The organism is Pseudarthrobacter sp. CC4 (genome assembly GCF_048957775.1).
Lineage (GTDB): Bacteria > Actinomycetota > Actinomycetes > Actinomycetales > Micrococcaceae > Arthrobacter.
Genome location: NZ_JARCCZ010000037.1, coordinates 1 through 16661 on the forward strand (window position 1 = coordinate 1; position 16661 = coordinate 16661).

General features: G+C 61.8%; 26 protein-coding genes. 1 reads left to right on the top strand and 25 read right to left on the bottom strand.

Annotated elements, in window-relative coordinates; translation table 11 throughout:
- Window positions 1-60 precede the first annotated feature (60 nt).
- The 23 genes from map to rpsJ all read right to left on the bottom strand — a co-directional run bounded on the left by map (window position 61) and on the right by rpsJ (window position 13233).
- Complete coding sequence (map, locus tag PV768_RS19760) at window positions 61-888, bottom strand: type I methionyl aminopeptidase (protein ID WP_157241608.1); 828 nt, start codon at window positions 886-888, stop codon at window positions 61-63.
- 72 nt (window positions 889-960) lie between these two features.
- On the bottom strand, window positions 961-1530 hold the full coding sequence (locus PV768_RS19765; protein WP_197432583.1) for an adenylate kinase: 570 nt from the start codon (window positions 1528-1530) through the stop codon (window positions 961-963).
- A gap of 5 nt (window positions 1531-1535) precedes the next feature.
- Window positions 1536-2846 (bottom strand): preprotein translocase subunit SecY, encoded by a 1311-nt coding sequence (gene secY / locus PV768_RS19770; RefSeq protein ID WP_421093984.1) that lies wholly within the window; start codon window positions 2844-2846, stop codon window positions 1536-1538.
- Between the two features lie 215 nt (window positions 2847-3061).
- Window positions 3062-3547 (bottom strand): 50S ribosomal protein L15, encoded by a 486-nt coding sequence (gene rplO, locus PV768_RS19775; protein ID WP_157241606.1) that lies wholly within the window; start codon window positions 3545-3547, stop codon window positions 3062-3064.
- Window positions 3548-3754, bottom strand: a complete 207-nt coding sequence (gene rpmD / locus PV768_RS19780; protein WP_078027228.1) for a 50S ribosomal protein L30 — start codon at window positions 3752-3754, stop codon at window positions 3548-3550. It lies immediately after the preceding gene.
- Between the two features lie 2 nt (window positions 3755-3756).
- Entirely contained in the window at window positions 3757-4479 is a 723-nt protein-coding gene (rpsE, locus tag PV768_RS19785; protein ID WP_104998631.1) for a 30S ribosomal protein S5, read from the bottom strand.
- Window positions 4476-4859, bottom strand: a complete 384-nt coding sequence (gene rplR / locus PV768_RS19790; protein ID WP_421093985.1) for a 50S ribosomal protein L18 — start codon at window positions 4857-4859, stop codon at window positions 4476-4478. Before rplR ends, rpsE begins: the two co-directional genes overlap by 4 nt.
- Window positions 4860-4861: 2 nt before the next feature.
- The gene (rplF, locus tag PV768_RS19795; protein WP_050054319.1) at window positions 4862-5398 is read right to left on the bottom strand and encodes a 50S ribosomal protein L6; all 537 of its coding nucleotides are present in this window, start codon (window positions 5396-5398) and stop codon (window positions 4862-4864) included.
- Between the two features lie 18 nt (window positions 5399-5416).
- Window positions 5417-5815: a 30S ribosomal protein S8 gene (rpsH, locus tag PV768_RS19800; protein WP_041652213.1), complete on the bottom strand. Its 399-nt coding sequence runs from the start codon at window positions 5813-5815 to the stop codon at window positions 5417-5419.
- A 93-nt stretch (window positions 5816-5908) separates the two neighbouring features.
- Window positions 5909-6490: a 50S ribosomal protein L5 gene (rplE, locus tag PV768_RS19805; RefSeq protein ID WP_102975105.1), complete on the bottom strand. Its 582-nt coding sequence runs from the start codon at window positions 6488-6490 to the stop codon at window positions 5909-5911.
- Complete coding sequence (rplX, locus tag PV768_RS19810) at window positions 6490-6852, bottom strand: 50S ribosomal protein L24 (protein WP_102975106.1); 363 nt, start codon at window positions 6850-6852, stop codon at window positions 6490-6492. The genes rplE and rplX overlap by 1 nt, the downstream gene beginning before the upstream one ends.
- A 3-nt stretch (window positions 6853-6855) precedes the next feature.
- A complete protein-coding gene (gene rplN, locus PV768_RS19815) occupies window positions 6856-7224 on the bottom strand; it encodes a 50S ribosomal protein L14 (RefSeq protein WP_009358299.1) in 369 nt (122 codons plus the stop codon).
- 638 nt (window positions 7225-7862) lie between these two features.
- Window positions 7863-8168, bottom strand: coding sequence for a 30S ribosomal protein S17 (rpsQ, locus tag PV768_RS19820; protein ID WP_013601827.1), 306 nt, complete (start codon window positions 8166-8168; stop codon window positions 7863-7865).
- Window positions 8165-8494: a 50S ribosomal protein L29 gene (rpmC, locus tag PV768_RS19825; protein ID WP_013601828.1), complete on the bottom strand. Its 330-nt coding sequence runs from the start codon at window positions 8492-8494 to the stop codon at window positions 8165-8167. Before rpmC ends, rpsQ begins: the two co-directional genes overlap by 4 nt.
- A gap of 2 nt (window positions 8495-8496) precedes the next feature.
- On the bottom strand, window positions 8497-8913 hold the full coding sequence (rplP, locus tag PV768_RS19830) for a 50S ribosomal protein L16 (RefSeq protein ID WP_013601829.1): 417 nt from the start codon (window positions 8911-8913) through the stop codon (window positions 8497-8499).
- Window positions 8914-9759, bottom strand: coding sequence for a 30S ribosomal protein S3 (gene rpsC, locus PV768_RS19835; protein WP_321214079.1), 846 nt, complete (start codon window positions 9757-9759; stop codon window positions 8914-8916). It lies immediately after the preceding gene.
- On the bottom strand, window positions 9760-10125 hold the full coding sequence (gene rplV, locus PV768_RS19840) for a 50S ribosomal protein L22 (RefSeq protein WP_009358304.1): 366 nt from the start codon (window positions 10123-10125) through the stop codon (window positions 9760-9762).
- Window positions 10126-10163: 38 nt separating this feature from the next.
- Window positions 10164-10445 carry a 30S ribosomal protein S19 gene (gene rpsS, locus PV768_RS19845; RefSeq protein WP_003803803.1) on the bottom strand — a complete coding sequence of 94 codons (282 nt, stop codon included), beginning with the start codon at window positions 10443-10445 and terminating at the stop codon, window positions 10164-10166.
- A 12-nt stretch (window positions 10446-10457) separates the two neighbouring features.
- On the bottom strand, window positions 10458-11297 hold the full coding sequence (gene rplB, locus PV768_RS19850) for a 50S ribosomal protein L2 (protein WP_066277871.1): 840 nt from the start codon (window positions 11295-11297) through the stop codon (window positions 10458-10460).
- A 29-nt stretch (window positions 11298-11326) separates the two neighbouring features.
- Window positions 11327-11632, bottom strand: a complete 306-nt coding sequence (gene rplW, locus PV768_RS19855) for a 50S ribosomal protein L23 (protein ID WP_102975110.1) — start codon at window positions 11630-11632, stop codon at window positions 11327-11329.
- Window positions 11629-12252 (bottom strand): 50S ribosomal protein L4, encoded by a 624-nt coding sequence (gene rplD / locus PV768_RS19860; RefSeq protein ID WP_104998635.1) that lies wholly within the window; start codon window positions 12250-12252, stop codon window positions 11629-11631. Before rplD ends, rplW begins: the two co-directional genes overlap by 4 nt.
- Before the next feature lie 4 nt (window positions 12253-12256).
- Window positions 12257-12907 (bottom strand): 50S ribosomal protein L3, encoded by a 651-nt coding sequence (gene rplC / locus PV768_RS19865; protein WP_013601833.1) that lies wholly within the window; start codon window positions 12905-12907, stop codon window positions 12257-12259.
- A gap of 17 nt (window positions 12908-12924) precedes the next feature.
- Window positions 12925-13233: a 30S ribosomal protein S10 gene (gene rpsJ / locus PV768_RS19870; protein WP_003803825.1), complete on the bottom strand. Its 309-nt coding sequence runs from the start codon at window positions 13231-13233 to the stop codon at window positions 12925-12927.
- A 411-nt stretch (window positions 13234-13644) separates the two neighbouring features.
- Between rpsJ and PV768_RS19875 the strand changes: the two genes are divergently transcribed.
- The gene (locus PV768_RS19875) at window positions 13645-15081 is read left to right on the top strand and encodes a GH1 family beta-glucosidase (RefSeq protein WP_421093986.1); all 1437 of its coding nucleotides are present in this window, start codon (window positions 13645-13647) and stop codon (window positions 15079-15081) included.
- A 31-nt stretch (window positions 15082-15112) separates the two neighbouring features.
- Here the strand turns inward: PV768_RS19875 and PV768_RS19880 are convergent, their stop codons facing one another.
- Both PV768_RS19880 and tuf read right to left on the bottom strand, forming a co-directional pair.
- Entirely contained in the window at window positions 15113-15238 is a 126-nt protein-coding gene (locus tag PV768_RS19880) for a hypothetical protein (protein ID WP_255428758.1), read from the bottom strand.
- 101 nt (window positions 15239-15339) lie between these two features.
- Window positions 15340-16530 (bottom strand): elongation factor Tu, encoded by a 1191-nt coding sequence (tuf, locus tag PV768_RS19885; RefSeq protein ID WP_104998637.1) that lies wholly within the window; start codon window positions 16528-16530, stop codon window positions 15340-15342.
- Window positions 16531-16661 lie beyond the last annotated feature (131 nt).

The following is a 16661-nucleotide window of genomic DNA, read 5'->3' on the forward strand; positions in this document are numbered from 1 at the left end:
CTGCCGTTGTGGAATCACAACGGCAGCCGGCGCTTCTGCCTGGGCAGGAAGGCCGCGGGGCTACGGGACCGGCACCGGGGTGACCCCGAGGGGCACCAGGTGCTCCGCGCCGCCGTCGGGCGCTGACAGCACCCAGATGCCCTTCTCATGGACAGCCACTGAGTGCTCCCACTGGCAGGAGCGCTGGCCGTCCGTGGTCACCACGGTCCAGTCGTCCTCAAGGACAGCGGTGTCGATGCCGCCGCGGACCAGCATGGGCTCGATCGCGAGGCAGAGGCCGGGCCGGATCTTGGGTCCACGGTGGCTGGTGCGGTAGTTCAGCACATCCGGGGCCATGTGCATTTCGGAGCCGATGCCGTGGCCTACGTAATCTTCGAGGATCCCCAACGGCTTGCCGGGGACTGCGGAAACGTAATCGTCGATGGCGGCCCCGATGTCACCCACATGCTTGCCAGTGGCCAGTGCCGCGATTCCGCGCCACATGGCTGCATTGGTCACGTCAGACAGGCGCTGGTCCTCCGGATCGGCGGTGCCCACGATGACGGTCCTGGCGGAGTCGGAGTGCCAGCCGTTCACGATCGCGCCGCCGTCGATCGAGATGATGTCCCCGTCCTTGAGCACGCGGCTGCCGGGGATGCCGTGCACCACTTCCTCATTGACGGAGGTGCAGATCGTGGCCGGAAAGCCGTGGTAGCCGAGGAAGTTCGACTTTGCGCCCGCCTCGTTCAGCACGGCGGCGAAGACGTCGTCCAGGTGCTTGGTGGTCACTCCGGGCACGGCCGCGGCAACGGCAGCGTCAAGCGCGCGGCTCAGGACCAGGCCTGCCTCGTGCATGATGCGCATCTGGGCATTGGTCTTGTATTCGATGCGGGGCTGGCCAAAGGCCATGGTGTTCCTTCTTTCAAATGGCTGAGGCTCCTCCCGGATGACGGGAGGAGCCTCGGATAACTGCCGCCTGGATCAGGCTGCCTGCGCTGCCTTGATGGCCTGCATCACGCGGTCGGTGACCTCGTCGATGGGGCCGATGCCGTCCACCTGGGTGAGGATGCCGCGCTCTGCGTACTTGGCCACCACGGCTTCGGTCTGCTCGTGGTACAGGTCAAGGCGGTGGCGGATGACGGCTTCGTTGTCGTCGCTCCGGCCCGTTTCCTTGGCCCGGCCGAGCAGCCGGTGCACCAGTTCCTCATCGTCGGCAGTCAACTGCAGGACGACGTCGAGCTTTTCCTCACCCTTGGCGAGGATCTCGTCCAGGTAGTCCACCTGGGCGGTGGTGCGGGGGTAGCCGTCCAGCAGGAAGCCGTTTTCGACGTCGGACTCGCTGAGCCGGTCCCGCACCATCTTGTTGGTCACGCTGTCCGGAACGAAGTCGCCGTTGTCCATGTACTTCTTGGCCTCGATGCCAAGCGGCGTTTCGCCCTTCACGTTTGCACGGAAGATGTCGCCGGTGGAGATGGCCACAACGCCGAGGCGTTCTGAAATCCGTTCCGCCTGCGTTCCTTTTCCGGAGCCCGGAGGCCCAATAATCAGCATTCTCGTCATCGCAAAAGCCCTTCGTAGTGACGTTGTTGTAGCTGTGCGTCAATCTGCTTGACGGTCTCCAGACCCACGCCCACCATGATCAGGATCGAGGTGCCACCGAACGGGAAGTTCTGGTTCGCGTTGATCAGTACCAGTGCAACCAGCGGAATCAGCGCCACGAAGCCCAGGTACAGGGCTCCTGGCAGGGTGATCCTGGAGAGCACGTACTGCAGATAGTCAGCGGTCGGCTTACCCGCGCGGATACCCGGGATAAAGCCGCCGTACTTCTTCATGTTGTCCGAGACCTCTTCAGGGTTGAAGGTGATCGCGACATAGAAGTAGGTAAAGAACACGATCATGGCGAAGTACAGAACCATATAGATCGGCTGGTCACCGCGGACCAGGTTGTTGTTGATCCACTCCACCCACGGCTGGAGCTGCTCGCCTTGCTTGGGCTGGTTGAACTGCGCAATCAGGCCCGGCAGGTACAGCATGGAGGAAGCGAAGATCACCGGGATGACACCGGCCATGTTGACCTTGATGGGAATGTAAGTGCTGGTGCCGCCCACGGTCCGGCGGCCAATCATTCGCTTTGCGTACTGAACAGGAACGCGGCGCTGCGATTGCTCAACGAAGACCACCAGGGCCACGGTGAGCAGGCCCACGGCAACGACGATAAAGAAGGTGCCGGGACCCTGCGAGGTCCAGATGGCGCCCAGGGAGGTGGGGAAGGTGGCAGCAATGGACGTGAAGATCAGCAGCGACATGCCGTTGCCCACGCCCTTCTCGGTGACGAGTTCGCCCATCCACATGATCAGGCCGGTGCCGGCCGTCAGGGTGATGATGATCAGGATGGTGGTGATCACGCTGCTGTCGGGAATGATCTGCAGGTTGCAGCCCGGCAGCAGCTGGCCGGAACGCGCCAGCGATACCAGGGTGGTGGCATTGAGCAGGCCGAGCGCGATGGTGAGGTAGCGCGTGTACTGGGTCAGTTTCGACTGGCCGGACGCGCCTTCCTCGTACAGTTCCTGGAACCGGGGAATGACCACCCGGAGCAACTGGACGATGATGCTTGCCGTGATGTACGGCATGATACCCAGGGCGAAGATGGACACCTGCAGCAGGGCTCCGCCGCTGAACAGGTTCACGAGCTGGTACAGCCCGCCTGCCGTCTGACCGCCCTGCAAGCATTGCTGCACGTTCTGGTAGTTCACACCAGGCGAGGGAATGAAGGCACCCAAGCGGAAGATGGTGATGATTCCCAGCGTGAACAACAACTTGCGTCGCAGATCAGGCGTGCGAAAGGCCCGGCCAAATGCGCTAAGCAAGCGTCCTCCTGTGGTGTCTATAAGAGTGGTGTGATGGGGATCGATGAATCCCAACAACCGAGTCTAACGGGTGTATGCGCCCTGCGAACAATCCGCGGAAGCGGCGCTGCGCCGGATGGCGGCGAAAAAACGCCGGGCGGATGGAAAAAACTCCCGGTCCCGGGGCCGTAGCCCCGGGACCGGGAGTTCAACAACGGGCTTGGCGCCCACCGGCTCTAGAGAGCGGTGGTGCTTCCGCCTGCTGCGGCAATCTTTTCAGCGGCGCTGGCCGAGAATGCGTGGGCGGTGACGTCAACCTTGACGGTGATGTCGCCGGTGCCCAGCACCTTGACGGGCTGGTTCTTGCGAACGGCACCCTTTTCGACCAGGTTCTCCACGGTGACTGCGCCACCTTCGGGGAACAGCTCGTTGAGCTTGTCCAGGTTTACAACCTGGTACTCGACCCGGAACGGGTTCTTGAAGCCGCGCAGCTTGGGCAGGCGCATGTGCAGCGGCAGCTGGCCGCCGGCAAAGCCAGCCTTGATCTGGTAGCGGGCTGCAGTACCCTTCGTGCCACGGCCAGCGGTCTTACCCTTGGATGCTTCACCACGACCAACACGGGTCTTGGCGGTCTTGGCACCCGGGGCGGGACGCAGGTGGTGAACCTTCAGGGCGTTCTGCTTCTCAGCAGCCTGTGCCTTATCAGCAGTGTTCTCTGCCATTTACTTCGCCTCCTCTACCTTTACCAGGTGCGGAACCGTGTTGAGCATTCCAACAGTCACGGCATCGGCGGTGCGGACAACAGTCTGTCCGATCCGCTTCAGGCCGAGGGACCGCAGGGTGTCGCGCTGGTTCTGCTTGCCGCCAATGGCGGACTTGATCTGAGTGATCTCCAACTGCGCGTCGGAGGGAATCAGGTTCTTAGCCATGACTAGGCACCTGCCTTCATGTTCAGAAGGGCCTTCACCAGTGCCGGCGGAGCGATCTCGTCGAGGGGCAGGCCGCGGCGTGCTGCCACTGCTGCCGGCTCTTCGAGGCGCTTCAGGGCGTCAACAGTCGCGTGAACGATGTTGATGGCGTTGGAGGAACCGAGCGACTTGGAGAGGATGTCGTGGATGCCCACGCACTCCAGTACTGCACGGACCGGGCCACCGGCGATAACACCGGTACCGGCGGAGGCCGGACGCAGCATTACGACGCCTGCGGCAGCCTCACCCTGAACGCGGTGCGGGATGGTGCTGCCAACGCGGGGAACGCGGAAGAAGGACTTCTTAGCTTCTTCTACGCCCTTTGCGATTGCGGCAGGAACTTCCTTAGCCTTGCCGTAGCCAACGCCGACCATACCGTTGCCGTCACCGACGACGACCAGGGCGGTGAAGCTGAAGCGACGACCACCCTTGACCACCTTGGAAACGCGGTTGATGGTAACGACGCGCTCTACGAACTGGCTCTTCTCGGCTTCACGGCCGCCATCGCGGCCGCCACGGCCACCACGGTCGCCGCGGCCCTGGCCACGGTCGCCACGCTCGCCGCGACGAGCGCCACCACGGCGGTCATCGGCAGCTGCGGGGGCAGTGGTCTCAGCGGCAGCTACGGCTTCAGTAGCCTTCTGATCTGCAGACACAGTGTCCTTTTCCTTGTTTGCTTCCGTCACAGTGACAGCCCACCTTCACGTGCACCGTCAGCGACGGCGGCGATCCGGCCGTGGTACTTGTTACCACCGCGGTCGAAGACAACAGCTTCGATACCGGCAGCCTTGGCACGCTCTGCGACGAGTTCGCCAACGCGCTTGGCCTTGGCAGTCTTGTCGCCGTCGAATGCACGAAGGTCGGCTTCCAGAGTGGAGGCGCTCGCTACGGTCTGGCCCTTGGTGTCATCGACAACCTGGACGAATACGTGGCGTGCGGAACGGTTGACGACCAGACGCGGACGTACAGACGTACCGGAGATGCGCTTACGGATACGAAGCTGGCGGCGGCTGCGCGAAGCAGACTTGCTCTTGTTCGTACGCTTCTTGTTAATTGAGATGGCCATGGTTACTTACCAGCCTTTCCGACCTTGCGGCGGATGACTTCGCCGGCGTAACGGATGCCCTTGCCCTTGTAGGGGTCCGGCTTCCGCAGCTTGCGAATGTTGGCAGCAACCTCGCCGACCTGCTGCTTGTTGATACCTGAAACAGAGAGCTTGGTCGGGGTCTCAACTGCAAAGGTGATGCCCTCCGGTGCGGAGACATTGACCGGGTGGCTGAAACCGAGAGCGAACTCAAGGTCAGATCCCTTGGCCTGAACGCGGTAACCGGTACCGACGATTTCAAGCTTCTTCTCGTAGCCCTTGGTGACGCCCTCGATCATGTTGGAGATCAGGGTGCGGGTCAGGCCGTGGAGTGAACGGGAGGCGCGCTCGTCGTTCGGGCGGGCGACAGTCAGGGTGTCTGCATCCAGGGTGACCTCGATCGGGCTGGCCACAGTGTGGTTCAGCTCGCCTTTGGATCCCTTGACGCTGACGACAGAGCCGTCAACCTTGACCTCAACGCCGGCAGGAACGGTGATGGGGAGACGTCCAATACGTGACATTATTCTCTTCCTTTCCCGTTACCAGACGTACGCGAGGACTTCGCCGCCCACGCCCTTCTTGCCGGCCTGCTTGTCAGTCAGGAGGCCGGAAGAGGTGGACAGGATTGCGACACCCAGGCCACCGAGCACGTGCGGCAGGTTGGTGGACTTTGCGTAAACACGCAGGCCCGGCTTGGAGATACGGCGAACGCCAGCGATTGAACGCTCGCGGTTCGGTCCGAACTTGAGCTCGATGGTCAGCTTCTTGCCAACCTCAGCGTCCTCTTCCTTCCAGCCGGCGATGAAACCTTCGGCCTTGAGGATGTCGGCGACGCGTGCCTTGAGCTTGCTGTACGGCATGGTCACGGTGTCGTGGTATGCCGAGTTTGCATTGCGCAGACGCGTAAGCATGTCTGCGACAGGATCTGTCATTGTCATGGTGGGCTCTTGCCCTTCCTCGTAACGGTTTCCGCGGCGCAGCTTCCCTGACCGGAGTCAGGGCCGTGCCGCCGGACCTTTTACGTAGTTAGATTAGTCTTCGGCCTTGAACGGGAAACCAAGCGCCTTGAGCAGCGCACGGCCTTCGTCATCGGTCTTGGCAGTGGTAACAACCGTGATGTCCATACCGCGGACGCGGTCGATCTTGTCCTGGTCGATTTCGTGGAACATAACCTGCTCGGTCAGACCGAAGGTGTAGTTGCCGTTGCCATCGAACTGCTTGCCGCTCAGTCCGCGGAAGTCGCGGATACGGGGCAGTGCCAGGGTGACAAGACGATCCAGGAATTCCCACATGCGGTCGCCACGCAGGGTAGCGTGCGCACCGATGGGCATGCCTTCGCGCAGCTTGAACTGTGCGATCGACTTGCGGGCCTTGGTTACCTGCGGCTTCTGGCCGGTGATCTGGGTGAGGTCGCGGACAGCGCCGTCGATCAGCTTGGAGTCCTTGGCGGCATCTCCAACACCCATGTTCACAACGACCTTCACGAGGCGGGGAACCTGGTTGACGTTCTGGTACTTGAATTCCTCAATGAGCGTGCTCTTGATGGATTCGGCGTACTTGGTCTTCAGACGAGGAACGATCTTCGTTGCCGGAGTCTCGAGAGTCTCAGTCATTAGATGTCCTTCCCTGAGCTCTTGGCCACGCGGATGCGGACTTCGCGCTGCTTGCCGTTACGCTCAACGGTCTCAGTGCGGAAGCCGACGCGGGTGGGCTTCTTGGTGGACGGGTCAACCAGAGCCACGTTGGAGATGTGGATCGGGGCTTCAACAACCTCGATGCCACCGGTCTTGGTGCCGCGCTGCGACTGACCGACCTTGGTGTGCTTGGTTACGCGGTTAACGCCTTCAACCAACACGCGGTTGGTGTCGGTGAAAACACGCAGGACCTTGCCCTGCTTGCCGCGGTCGCCGCCGCGCTCAGCCTTGGCGCCAGTGATGACCTGAACGAGGTCACCCTTCTTGATCTTAGAAGCCATGGACTAGAGCACCTCCGGAGCCAGAGAAACGATCTTCATGAACTTCTTGTCACGGAGTTCACGACCAACCGGTCCGAAGATACGGGTACCGCGGGGGTCACCGTCGCCCTTCAGGATCACAGCTGCGTTCTCGTCAAACTTGATGTAGGAACCATCCGCACGGCGGCGTTCCTTCTTGGTACGGACGATGACTGCCTTGACAACATCGCCCTTCTTTACGTTGCCGCCCGGGATTGCATCCTTGACGGTGGCGACAATGACGTCACCGATGCCTGCGTAGCGACGGCCAGATCCACCGAGAACGCGAATGGTAAGGATTTCCTTAGCACCCGTGTTGTCGGCGACCTTGAGTCGCGACTCCTGCTGAATCACTATTTACTCCTTGCGTCGCGCCGGTTCTCAGACCGAAAATCTTCCTACGGAATGAGCCTTGCGGAACGGTTGATCGGGGTGTCTCTTGACCTGCCTGGATTTTGCCAGACCAGGCCTAAACTCCCGTGCCAGAAGCAGTTGCTCCCATCCGGTCCAGGACTGCTCCTGGGCGCAAGGGGGCACTATGCCGTGGCACGCTTGTTTACGAGGTTGATGACGGCGCACGAAAGGCGCCATACAAACTCAAAATCTTAGCACAGTTCCGGCCAGTCCCCATATCACCGCCGGCGCTCCCCCGCAAGGCGGACGACGCCGTTACGCACCGCAGCCTGACGGCCCACCTCTGGTGCCGCTCCCCGCCGTCGGACGCTCTCTCACTTAATGCGCCTTTTCGGTCATCGCTCTCTCACTGTCCTCAGGAAAGTGAGAGAGCATCGGCCAAAAACCGACGTTAAGTGAGAGAGCGTCGCGGGGGGCACGACGGCGCCATGCGCAGAATTCTTTCGGCGCACCTTGCGTGCCACTCCCCCGGGAAGCCGCAGCGCCGCCGTCGTGCGGTCTCCACGCGTCCACGCCGTTAAAGCGGAAACCCCCGCTCCCAGGGGAGCAGGGGTTTCCGGTTACCGAAGCAGCAGGTGCTACTTGGCCTTCTCGAGGATTTCCACGAGCCGCCAGTTCTTGGTGGCGGACAGCGGGCGGGTCTCGGCGATAACAACGAGGTCGCCGATGCCGGCGGTGTTGTTCTCGTCGTGAGCCTTCACCTTGGAGGTACGGCGGATGACCTTGCCGTACAGGGCGTGCTTCACGCGGTCTTCAACCTGGACAACGATGGTCTTTTCCATCTTGTCAGAGACCACGTAGCCGCGACGCGTCTTGCGGTAACCGCGCTGCTCAGCCGTGGCTGCGGTAGCAGTTTCCGTCACGTTCTCGTCCTTTTCACTCACTTGGCATCCTCCTCGGTCTCAACCGTTTCAGCCGGCTCGGCCTTCTTGGTTGCGGCCTTCTTGGACTTCTTCTCTTCCTTGGCTTCCACAACCGGTGCGGCAACCTCGGCACGAATGCCCAGCTCGCGCTCACGGAGAACGGTGTAGATGCGGGCGATGTCCTTCTTTACCGCGCGCAGACGACCGTGGTTCTCCAGCTGTCCGGTGGCGGACTGGAAACGCAGGTTGAACAGCTCTTCCTTGGCCTTGCGGAGTTCTTCAACGAGACGCTCGTTGTCGAAACCGTCCAGCTGTGCGGGAGCCAGATCCTTGGATCCTACTGCCATTTCTATTCACCACCTTCGCGACGCAGAATGCGTGCCTTCAACGGGAGCTTGTGGATTGCCAGGCGCAGTGCCTCGCGGGCTACCGATTCCTCGACACCGGAGATCTCGAAGAGAACCCGGCCCGGCTTGACGTTTGCGACCCACCATTCCGGTGAACCCTTACCGGAACCCATGCGGGTTTCGGCAGGCTTCTTGGTCAGGGGACGGTCCGGGTAAATGTTGATCCAGACCTTACCGCCACGCTTGATGTGGCGTGTCATCGCGATACGGGCAGACTCGATCTGACGGTTGGTGACGTATGCCGGGCTCAGGGCCTGGATGCCGTACTCACCGAAGGAGACCTTGGTGCCGCCCGTAGCAGCGCCGGAACGACCCGGGTGGTGCTGCTTACGGTGCTTGACTCGACGTGGGATAAGCATTTAAGCCTGTCCTCCTTCTACAGCCTGTGCCGGTGCGGCTGCAGCTGCCTCAGCTGCCGGAGCCTCGGCAGCAGGAGCTGCGTCAGCGGCCGGGCGGTCGTTGCGACGGCGGCGGTCACCACGGTCAGCGCCACCCGGGCGGCCCGGACGGTCGCTGGCACCGCGGCCACGGGACGGGGCGGAAGCGGCCTGCTGGGCCAGTTCCTTGGCGGTGACGTCACCCTTGTAGATCCAGACCTTCACGCCGATGCGGCCGAAGGTGGTCTTGGCTTCGTAGAAGCCGTAGTCGATGTTCGCGCGGAGGGTGTGCAGGGGCACACGGCCTTCGCGGTAGAACTCCGAGCGGGACATTTCAGCGCCACCCAGTCGACCGGAGCAGGCGATACGGATGCCCTTGGCACCTGCACGCTGCGCAGACTGCATGGCCTTCTTCATTGCGCGGCGGAACGCCACACGTGAAGTCAGCTGCTCAGCAACGCCCTGGGCAACAAGCTGGGCTTCCATCTCGGGGTTCTTGACCTCGAGGATGTTCAGCTGGACCTGCTTGCCGGTGAGCTTTTCGAGCTCGCCGCGGATGCGGTCTGCTTCTGCTCCACGGCGGCCGATGACGATGCCGGGACGGGCCGTGTGGATGTCCACGCGGACGCGGTCACGGGTGCGCTCGATCTCAACCTTGGCGATACCGGCGCGCTCCATGCCCGTGGACATGAGCTGGCGGATGCGGATGTCTTCGCGAACGAAGTCCTTGTACCGCTGGCCGGCCTTGGTGCTGTCAGCGAACCAGTGCGATACGTGATCGGTGGTGATGCCGAGTCGGAACCCGTGCGGGTTTACTTTCTGTCCCACTTAGCGAGCCTCCTCTTTCTCCGGGGTAGCGACTACCACGGTGATGTGGCTGGTGCGCTTCTTGATCTGAAATGCACGACCCTGGGCACGCGGCTGGAACCGCTTCATGGTCGGGCCTTCATCAACAAACGCTTCGCTGATGATGAGGTCACCTTCGTCAAACGCCACGCCGTCGCGGTCCGCGAGGACCCGGGCGTTGGAGATTGCCGACTGTACTACCTTGAATACCGGCTCCGAAGCTGCCTGGGGGGCAAACTTCAGAATTGCCAGAGCCTCATTCGCTTGCAATCCACGAACAAGGTTGACGACGCGCCGGGCCTTCATAGGCGTTACGCGGATGTGGCGCGCAATTGCCTTGGCTTCCATTGCTTTCCTTCTCTCGTCTTTGACGTAAGTGCAGGCGCCTAGCGGCGCTTGCCCTTACGGTCGTCCTTGACATGGCCGCGGAATGTCCGCGTGGGAGCGAATTCGCCGAGCTTGTGCCCGACCATCGACTCAGTGACAAACACCGGAATGTGCTTGCGTCCGTCGTGTACGGCGATCGTGTGTCCGAGCATGTCGGGGATGATCATCGAACGGCGGGACCAGGTCTTGATGACGTTCTTGGTGCCCTTTTCGTTTTCCCTGGCTACCTTCACAAAGAGGTGCTGGTCGACGAAAGGACCTTTTTTCAGGCTGCGTGGCATGTGTCCAGGCTCCTATCGCTTGTTCTTGCCAGTACGACGGCGACGAACAATAAGCTTGTCGCTCTCTTTGTTGGGGCGGCGGGTGCGGCCTTCCCGCTGACCGTTGGGGTTGACGGGGTTACGTCCACCGGACGTCTTACCCTCACCACCACCGTGCGGGTGGTCAACCGGGTTCATGGCGACACCACGGACGGTCGGGCGGACGCCCTTCCAGCGCATGCGGCCGGCCTTGCCCCAGTTGATGTTCGACTGCTCGGCGTTGCCGACCTCGCCGACGGTTGCGCGGCAGCGCACGTCAACGTTGCGGATTTCGCCGGAAGGCAGACGCAGCTGGGCGAAACGGCCTTCCTTGGCAACAAGCTGGATGGATGCACCGGCGGAGCGGCCCATCTTGGCGCCGCCACCCGGACGCAGTTCAACTGCGTGGATAACGGTACCCACGGGGATGTTGCGCAGGGGCAGGTTGTTGCCAGGCTTGATGTCAGCGTTGGCGCCGGCCTCTACGAAGTCACCCTGGGACAGCTTGTTCGGGGCGATGATGTAACGCTTGGTGCCATCAACGTAGTGCAGGAGGGCGATGCGAGCCGTACGGTTCGGATCGTACTCAATTTCAGCAACGCGGGCGTCCACGCCGTCCTTGTCGTGACGACGGAAGTCGATCAGACGGTACTGGCGCTTGTGTCCGCCACCCTTGTGACGGGTGGTGATCTTACCGGTGTTGTTACGGCCGCCCTTTTTGGGCAGCGGACGTACCAACGACTTTTCCGGAGTCGACCGCGTGATTTCGGTGAAGTCCGCTACGCTCGAGCCACGACGGCCCGGGGTAGTCGGCTTGTATTTACGGATTCCCATAATTTATTTCCTCGTTAAAGTGGTCTCCGCTACGAGAGCGGACCGCCGAAGATGTCGATGGTGCCTTCTTTGAGGGTGACAATCGCACGCTTGGTGTTCTTGCGGGTACCCCATCCGAATTTGGTGCGCTTGCGCTTACCGGCACGGTTGATGGTGTTGATCGAGTCGACCTTGACGGAGAAGATTTTCTCCACGGCCAGCTTGATCTCGGTCTTGTTCGAACGGGGGTCCACCAGGAAGGTGTACTTGCCCTCGTCGATCAGGCCGTAGCTCTTTTCCGACACGACGGGTGCAAGCACGACGTCGCGCGGATCCTTGATGGTGGCTGCACTCACTTGGCATCCTCCTCATTCTTTGCCACTGCCTTGCCGGCAACGAATGCGTCGTAGGCAGCCTTGGTGAAGACAACGTCATCAGACACGAGAACGTCGTAGGTGTTCAGCTGGTCTGCGTACAGAACGTGAACACCGGCGAGGTTGCGCACGGACAGTGCTGCAACATCGTTGGCGCGCTCGATGACGACCAGCAGGTTCTTGCGGTCGGAGACGCCGCGCAGCGCTGCAAGTGCAGCCTTGGCGGAAGGCTTGGAGCCTTCTACCAGCTCGGCGACAACGTGGATGCGCCCGTTGCGTGCCCGGTCAGACAGTGCGCCGCGCAGTGCAGCAGCAATCATCTTCTTGGGGGTGCGCTGGCTGTAGTCACGCGGGGTGGGACCGTGGACAACGCCACCGCCGGTCATGTGAGGAGCACGGATTGAACCCTGACGGGCGCGGCCGGTGCCCTTCTGCTTGAACGGCTTACGTCCTGCACCGGAAACTTCAGCGCGGGTCTTGGTCTTGTGGGTACCCTGGCGAGCAGCAGCGAGCTGGGCAACGACAACCTGGTGCAGCAACGGCACGTTGGTCTGGACGTCGAAGATCTCTGCAGGCAGGTCAACCTGGACAGTGTTAGCCATTGGACTAGGCTCCCTTCACGGCGGTGCGTACGAGGACGACCTGGCCGCGGGCGCCGGGAACGGCACCCTTGATAAGGAGCAGCGACTTCTCGACGTCAACCGCGTGGACCGTGAGGTTCAGCGTGGTGTGACGAACGGCGCCCATGCGGCCGGCCATTTTCATGCCCTTGAAGACGCGGCTCGGGGTGGATGCGCCACCGATTGAACCGGGCTTACGGTGGTTCTTGTGGGCACCGTGGGAAGCTCCAACGCCGTGGAAGCCGTGACGCTTCATAACACCGGCGAAGCCCTTACCCTTGGTGGTGCCGATGACGTCGATCTTCTGGCCGGCTTCGAAGACCTCTACGGAGAGCTCCTGGCCCAGCTCGTACTCAGCAGCATCTGCGGTACGGAGTTCGACGACGTGGCGGCGAGGCGTGACGCCCGCCTTTTCAAAGTGACCAGCCAGCGGCTTGGTGACCTTGCGGGGATCGATCTGGCCGTAGCCGATCTGAACGGCGACGTAGCCATCAGCTTCTGCGTTGCGCAGCTGGGTGATGACGTTCGAATCTGCCTGGACCACAGTGACGGGGATGAGCTTGTTGTTCTCGTCCCAGACCTGGGTCATGCCGAGCTTCGTGCCCAGCAGGCCCTTTACGTTACGGGTTGCGGTCATAGTCTCTCAGCACCTCCCTACAGCTTGATTTCGATGTTCACGTCAGCCGGCAGGTCGAGACGCATGAGCGAGTCAACAGCCTTCGGCGTGGGATCGATGATGTCGATAAGACGCTTGTGCGTGCGCATTTCGAAGTGCTCGCGGCTGTCCTTGTACTTGTGCGGAGAGCGGATCACGCAGTACACGTTCTTCTCCGTAGGCAGCGGCACGGGGCCCACTACCGTTGCGCCTGCGCGCGTGACCGTCTCAACGATCTTCCGTGCTGAAACGTCAATGACCTCGTGGTCGTATGACTTCAGCCGGATGCGGATTTTTTGTCCCGCCATGTCGCCTGACTCTCTTTCAGTCTGTGCTTCCCCTGGTTAGGGCTGCCCTGTTCATTTCTCGTTGTATGGCTGCCGAAGCATTTGAAGTCGTAACTACCACCCGCCGCACAAGCTGAATCCGGATGAATCCGGGTTCCTCACCTTGCCGGCGCAACCGACCCCCGCGGTCGGGCGTGTCGCGCTGTGCACGCATACAAATCCGCTATTCCATGGGGAGTGGGTTATGTTTGGTCTTCCACTTGGACCCTGGCATCCGGCATTATCCGGATCGGGACGCGAAGAAGCGCTTGAACAACTCATCTAGTATGCCGGAATTTGGCGGCAGAAGCGAATCGGCGCCGCTCACGCCCGGCTGCGGGTGCTTCTTCCGGGGCCATTGCCCCTGGTCCCAACCGAATGGATGATAGGGGCATGACCCTGGAAAGCACAGACTCGGCGACCGAACTCGCCAGCCGGATGCCGGCGTCGTTCACTTTGGGGGTAGCCGCTGCTGCCTTCCAGATTGAAGGAGCATTGGCCGACGGCGGGCGGGGGCCCTCCGGCTGGGACGCCTTCGCCGAGAAGCCGGGCGCCATCGTGGACGGCCACTCCCCCGCCGTGGCGTGCGACCACTACAACAGGCTGCCGGAGGACGTGGCCCTGCTGAAGGACCTTGGGGTGGACTCCTACCGCTTCTCACTGTCCTGGCCGAGGATCCAACCCGAAGGGCGCGGCGGTTTCAACAAAGAAGGCCTGGACTTCTACGACCGGCTCCTGGATCAGCTGCTTGCGGCCGGGGTCAGCCCGATGGCTACGCTCTACCACTGGGATACCCCGCTGCCGCTGGAACACCGCGGCGGTTGGATGAACCGGGAGACAGCCGAGCGCTTCGGCGAATATGCCAGTGCCGCGGGCGAACGCTTCGGGGACCGTGTGGCGCAGTGGGTCACCTTGAACGAACCCGTCTCGGTGACCCTGAACGGCTATGCCCTGGGCGTGCATGCCCCCGGCCATGCGCTCATGTTCGACGCACTCCCGTCCATTCACCACCAACTGCTGGCCCACGGCCTTGGTGCGCAGGCACTGCGGGCAGCCGGCGTAACCGGAGGCATCGGGGTGACCAACCTGCACGCGCCCGTGCGGCCCGCCAGCGGCAAGATAGGTGACCGGCTCGTAGCCCACCTCTATGACCTGCTGATGAACCGGATCTACGCAGATCCCGTGCTGCTGGGCCGCTACCCGAAGCTTCCCCTGTATGCCAAGCCATGGCTGCGCTCCATCGGCAGGATCTCCGACGCCGATCTGCGGACCATCCACCAGCCACTGGACTTCTACGGCCTGAATTACTACTTCCCCGTGAAGGTGGCCCTGGGACGCGGCGCAGCATCAATCCCGGCAGATGTCCACAAAGCGGTGGCGCGACTGCCCTTCCACGAGGTGGGCTACCCGGAATACGACAGCACCGGGTTTGGTTGGCCTGTGGCGCCGGATCATCTGGGTGTCCTGCTGAAAGAGCTCCGCGACCGGTACGGCGAAGTACTGCCGCCGGTGTTCATCACCGAGGGCGGCGCCAGCTTCCCTGAGCCCGAGACCGTGTCCGGAACATGGCAGGACGAGGAGCGGGTGCGCTACCTGGCCACGCACCTTGGGGCAGCCCTTGATGCCACCGCTCCGGGCGGGATCGCTTCCGGCGTGGACCTCCGGGGCTACTACGTGTGGACCCTCATGGACAACTTCGAGTGGGCGGCCGGATATTCACAACGCTTCGGACTGGTCCATGTGGACTTTGACACCCAGGCGCGCACCCCGAAACAGTCCTTCTACTGGTACCAGGAACTCAGCCGTGCTAGGAAAGCGGGCAAGGCCTAGTTTGTGCTCCCGGCGGGGGCGCCGTGAGCAGCTACAGCTCCTTGTTAGCCCTGTTGATGCGCTTCGCGCGGTCGATCTCGTGGCGGAAATACCGCCTGGCCCAAAACACACCGGCCACGACGGCAACCGCGATGATCAGGAAAATTAGCCAGCCCATGGTGAACTCCTTTCGGTCCAGCAACAGTATCAGGGCCGCGTTAACCGAAAAGAACAGCCCCGCTGCAGTAGCAGCGGGGCTGTTCTTCAGTTCAACAAGAATTACTTGATGATCTTGGTAACGCGTCCTGAACCAACGGTGCGGCCGCCTTCGCGGATTGCGAAGCCGAGGCCCTCTTCCATTGCGATCGGCTGGATGAGCGCAACGGTCATCTCAGTGTTGTCGCCGGGCATAACCATTTCCGTGCCCTCGGGCAGGGTGATAACGCCGGTTACGTCCGTGGTACGGAAGTAGAACTGCGGGCGGTAGTTGGAGTAGAACGGGTTGTGACGCCCGCCTTCGTCCTTGGAGAGGATGTAGACGTTAGCCTCGAAGTCGGTGTGCGGGGTGATGGAACCCGGCTTGACGACAACCTGGCCACGCTCAACATCGTCGCGCTTCAGACCGCGGAGCAGGAGGCCACAGTTCTCGCCGGCCCATGCTTCGTCGAGCTGCTTGTGGAACATCTCGATACCGGTAACCGTGGTCTTCTGGACCGGACGGATGCCGACGATCTCGACCTCGGAGTTGATGGCGAGGGTTCCACGCTCGGCGCGGCCCGTAACAACGGTGCCACGGCCGGTGATGGTGAAGACGTCCTCGATCGGCATCAGGAAGGGCTTGTCGCGGTCGCGGATGGGGTCCGGAACGGACTCGTCCACAGCAGCCATCAGGTCCTCAACGGACTTGACCCACTCGGGGTCGCCTTCCAGGGCCTTGAGGCCTGAAACGCGGACAACCGGTGCTTCGTCGCCATCGAAGCCCTGCGAGCTGAGGAGCTCACGAACTTCCATTTCAACGAGGTCCAGCAGTTCCTCATCGTCAACCATGTCAGCCTTGTTCAGGGCGACCAGCAGGTAGGGAACACCAACCTGGCGGGCGAGCAGAACGTGCTCGCGGGTCTGAGCCATGGGGCCATCGGTAGCAGCAACCACGAGGATTGCGCCGTCCATCTGGGCAGCACCGGTGATCATGTTCTTGATGTAGTCAGCGTGACCGGGAGCGTCTACGTGTGCGTAGTGGCGCTTCTCGGTCTGGTACTCCACGTGGGAGATGTTGATGGTAATACCGCGCTGACGCTCTTCGGGAGCAGAGTCGATCGACGCGAAGTCGCGCTTCTCGTTGAGATCCGGGTACTTGTCGTACAGCACCTTGGAAATGGCGGCCGTCAACGTCGTCTTACCGTGGTCAACGTGACCAATGGTGCCGATGTTAACGTGCGGCTTAGTCCGCTCGAACTTTGCCTTTGCCACAGGTTCCTCCTAGAACGTTTTCAAATGACGTACCCTTCAGCCGCGCTTGTCGCGGCGGAAACTCAGGTAAGTCTACTTGGGGGGCTTTGGATTGGTGAAATTGCAGATTCAGGAACTAATACTAGTGCCTT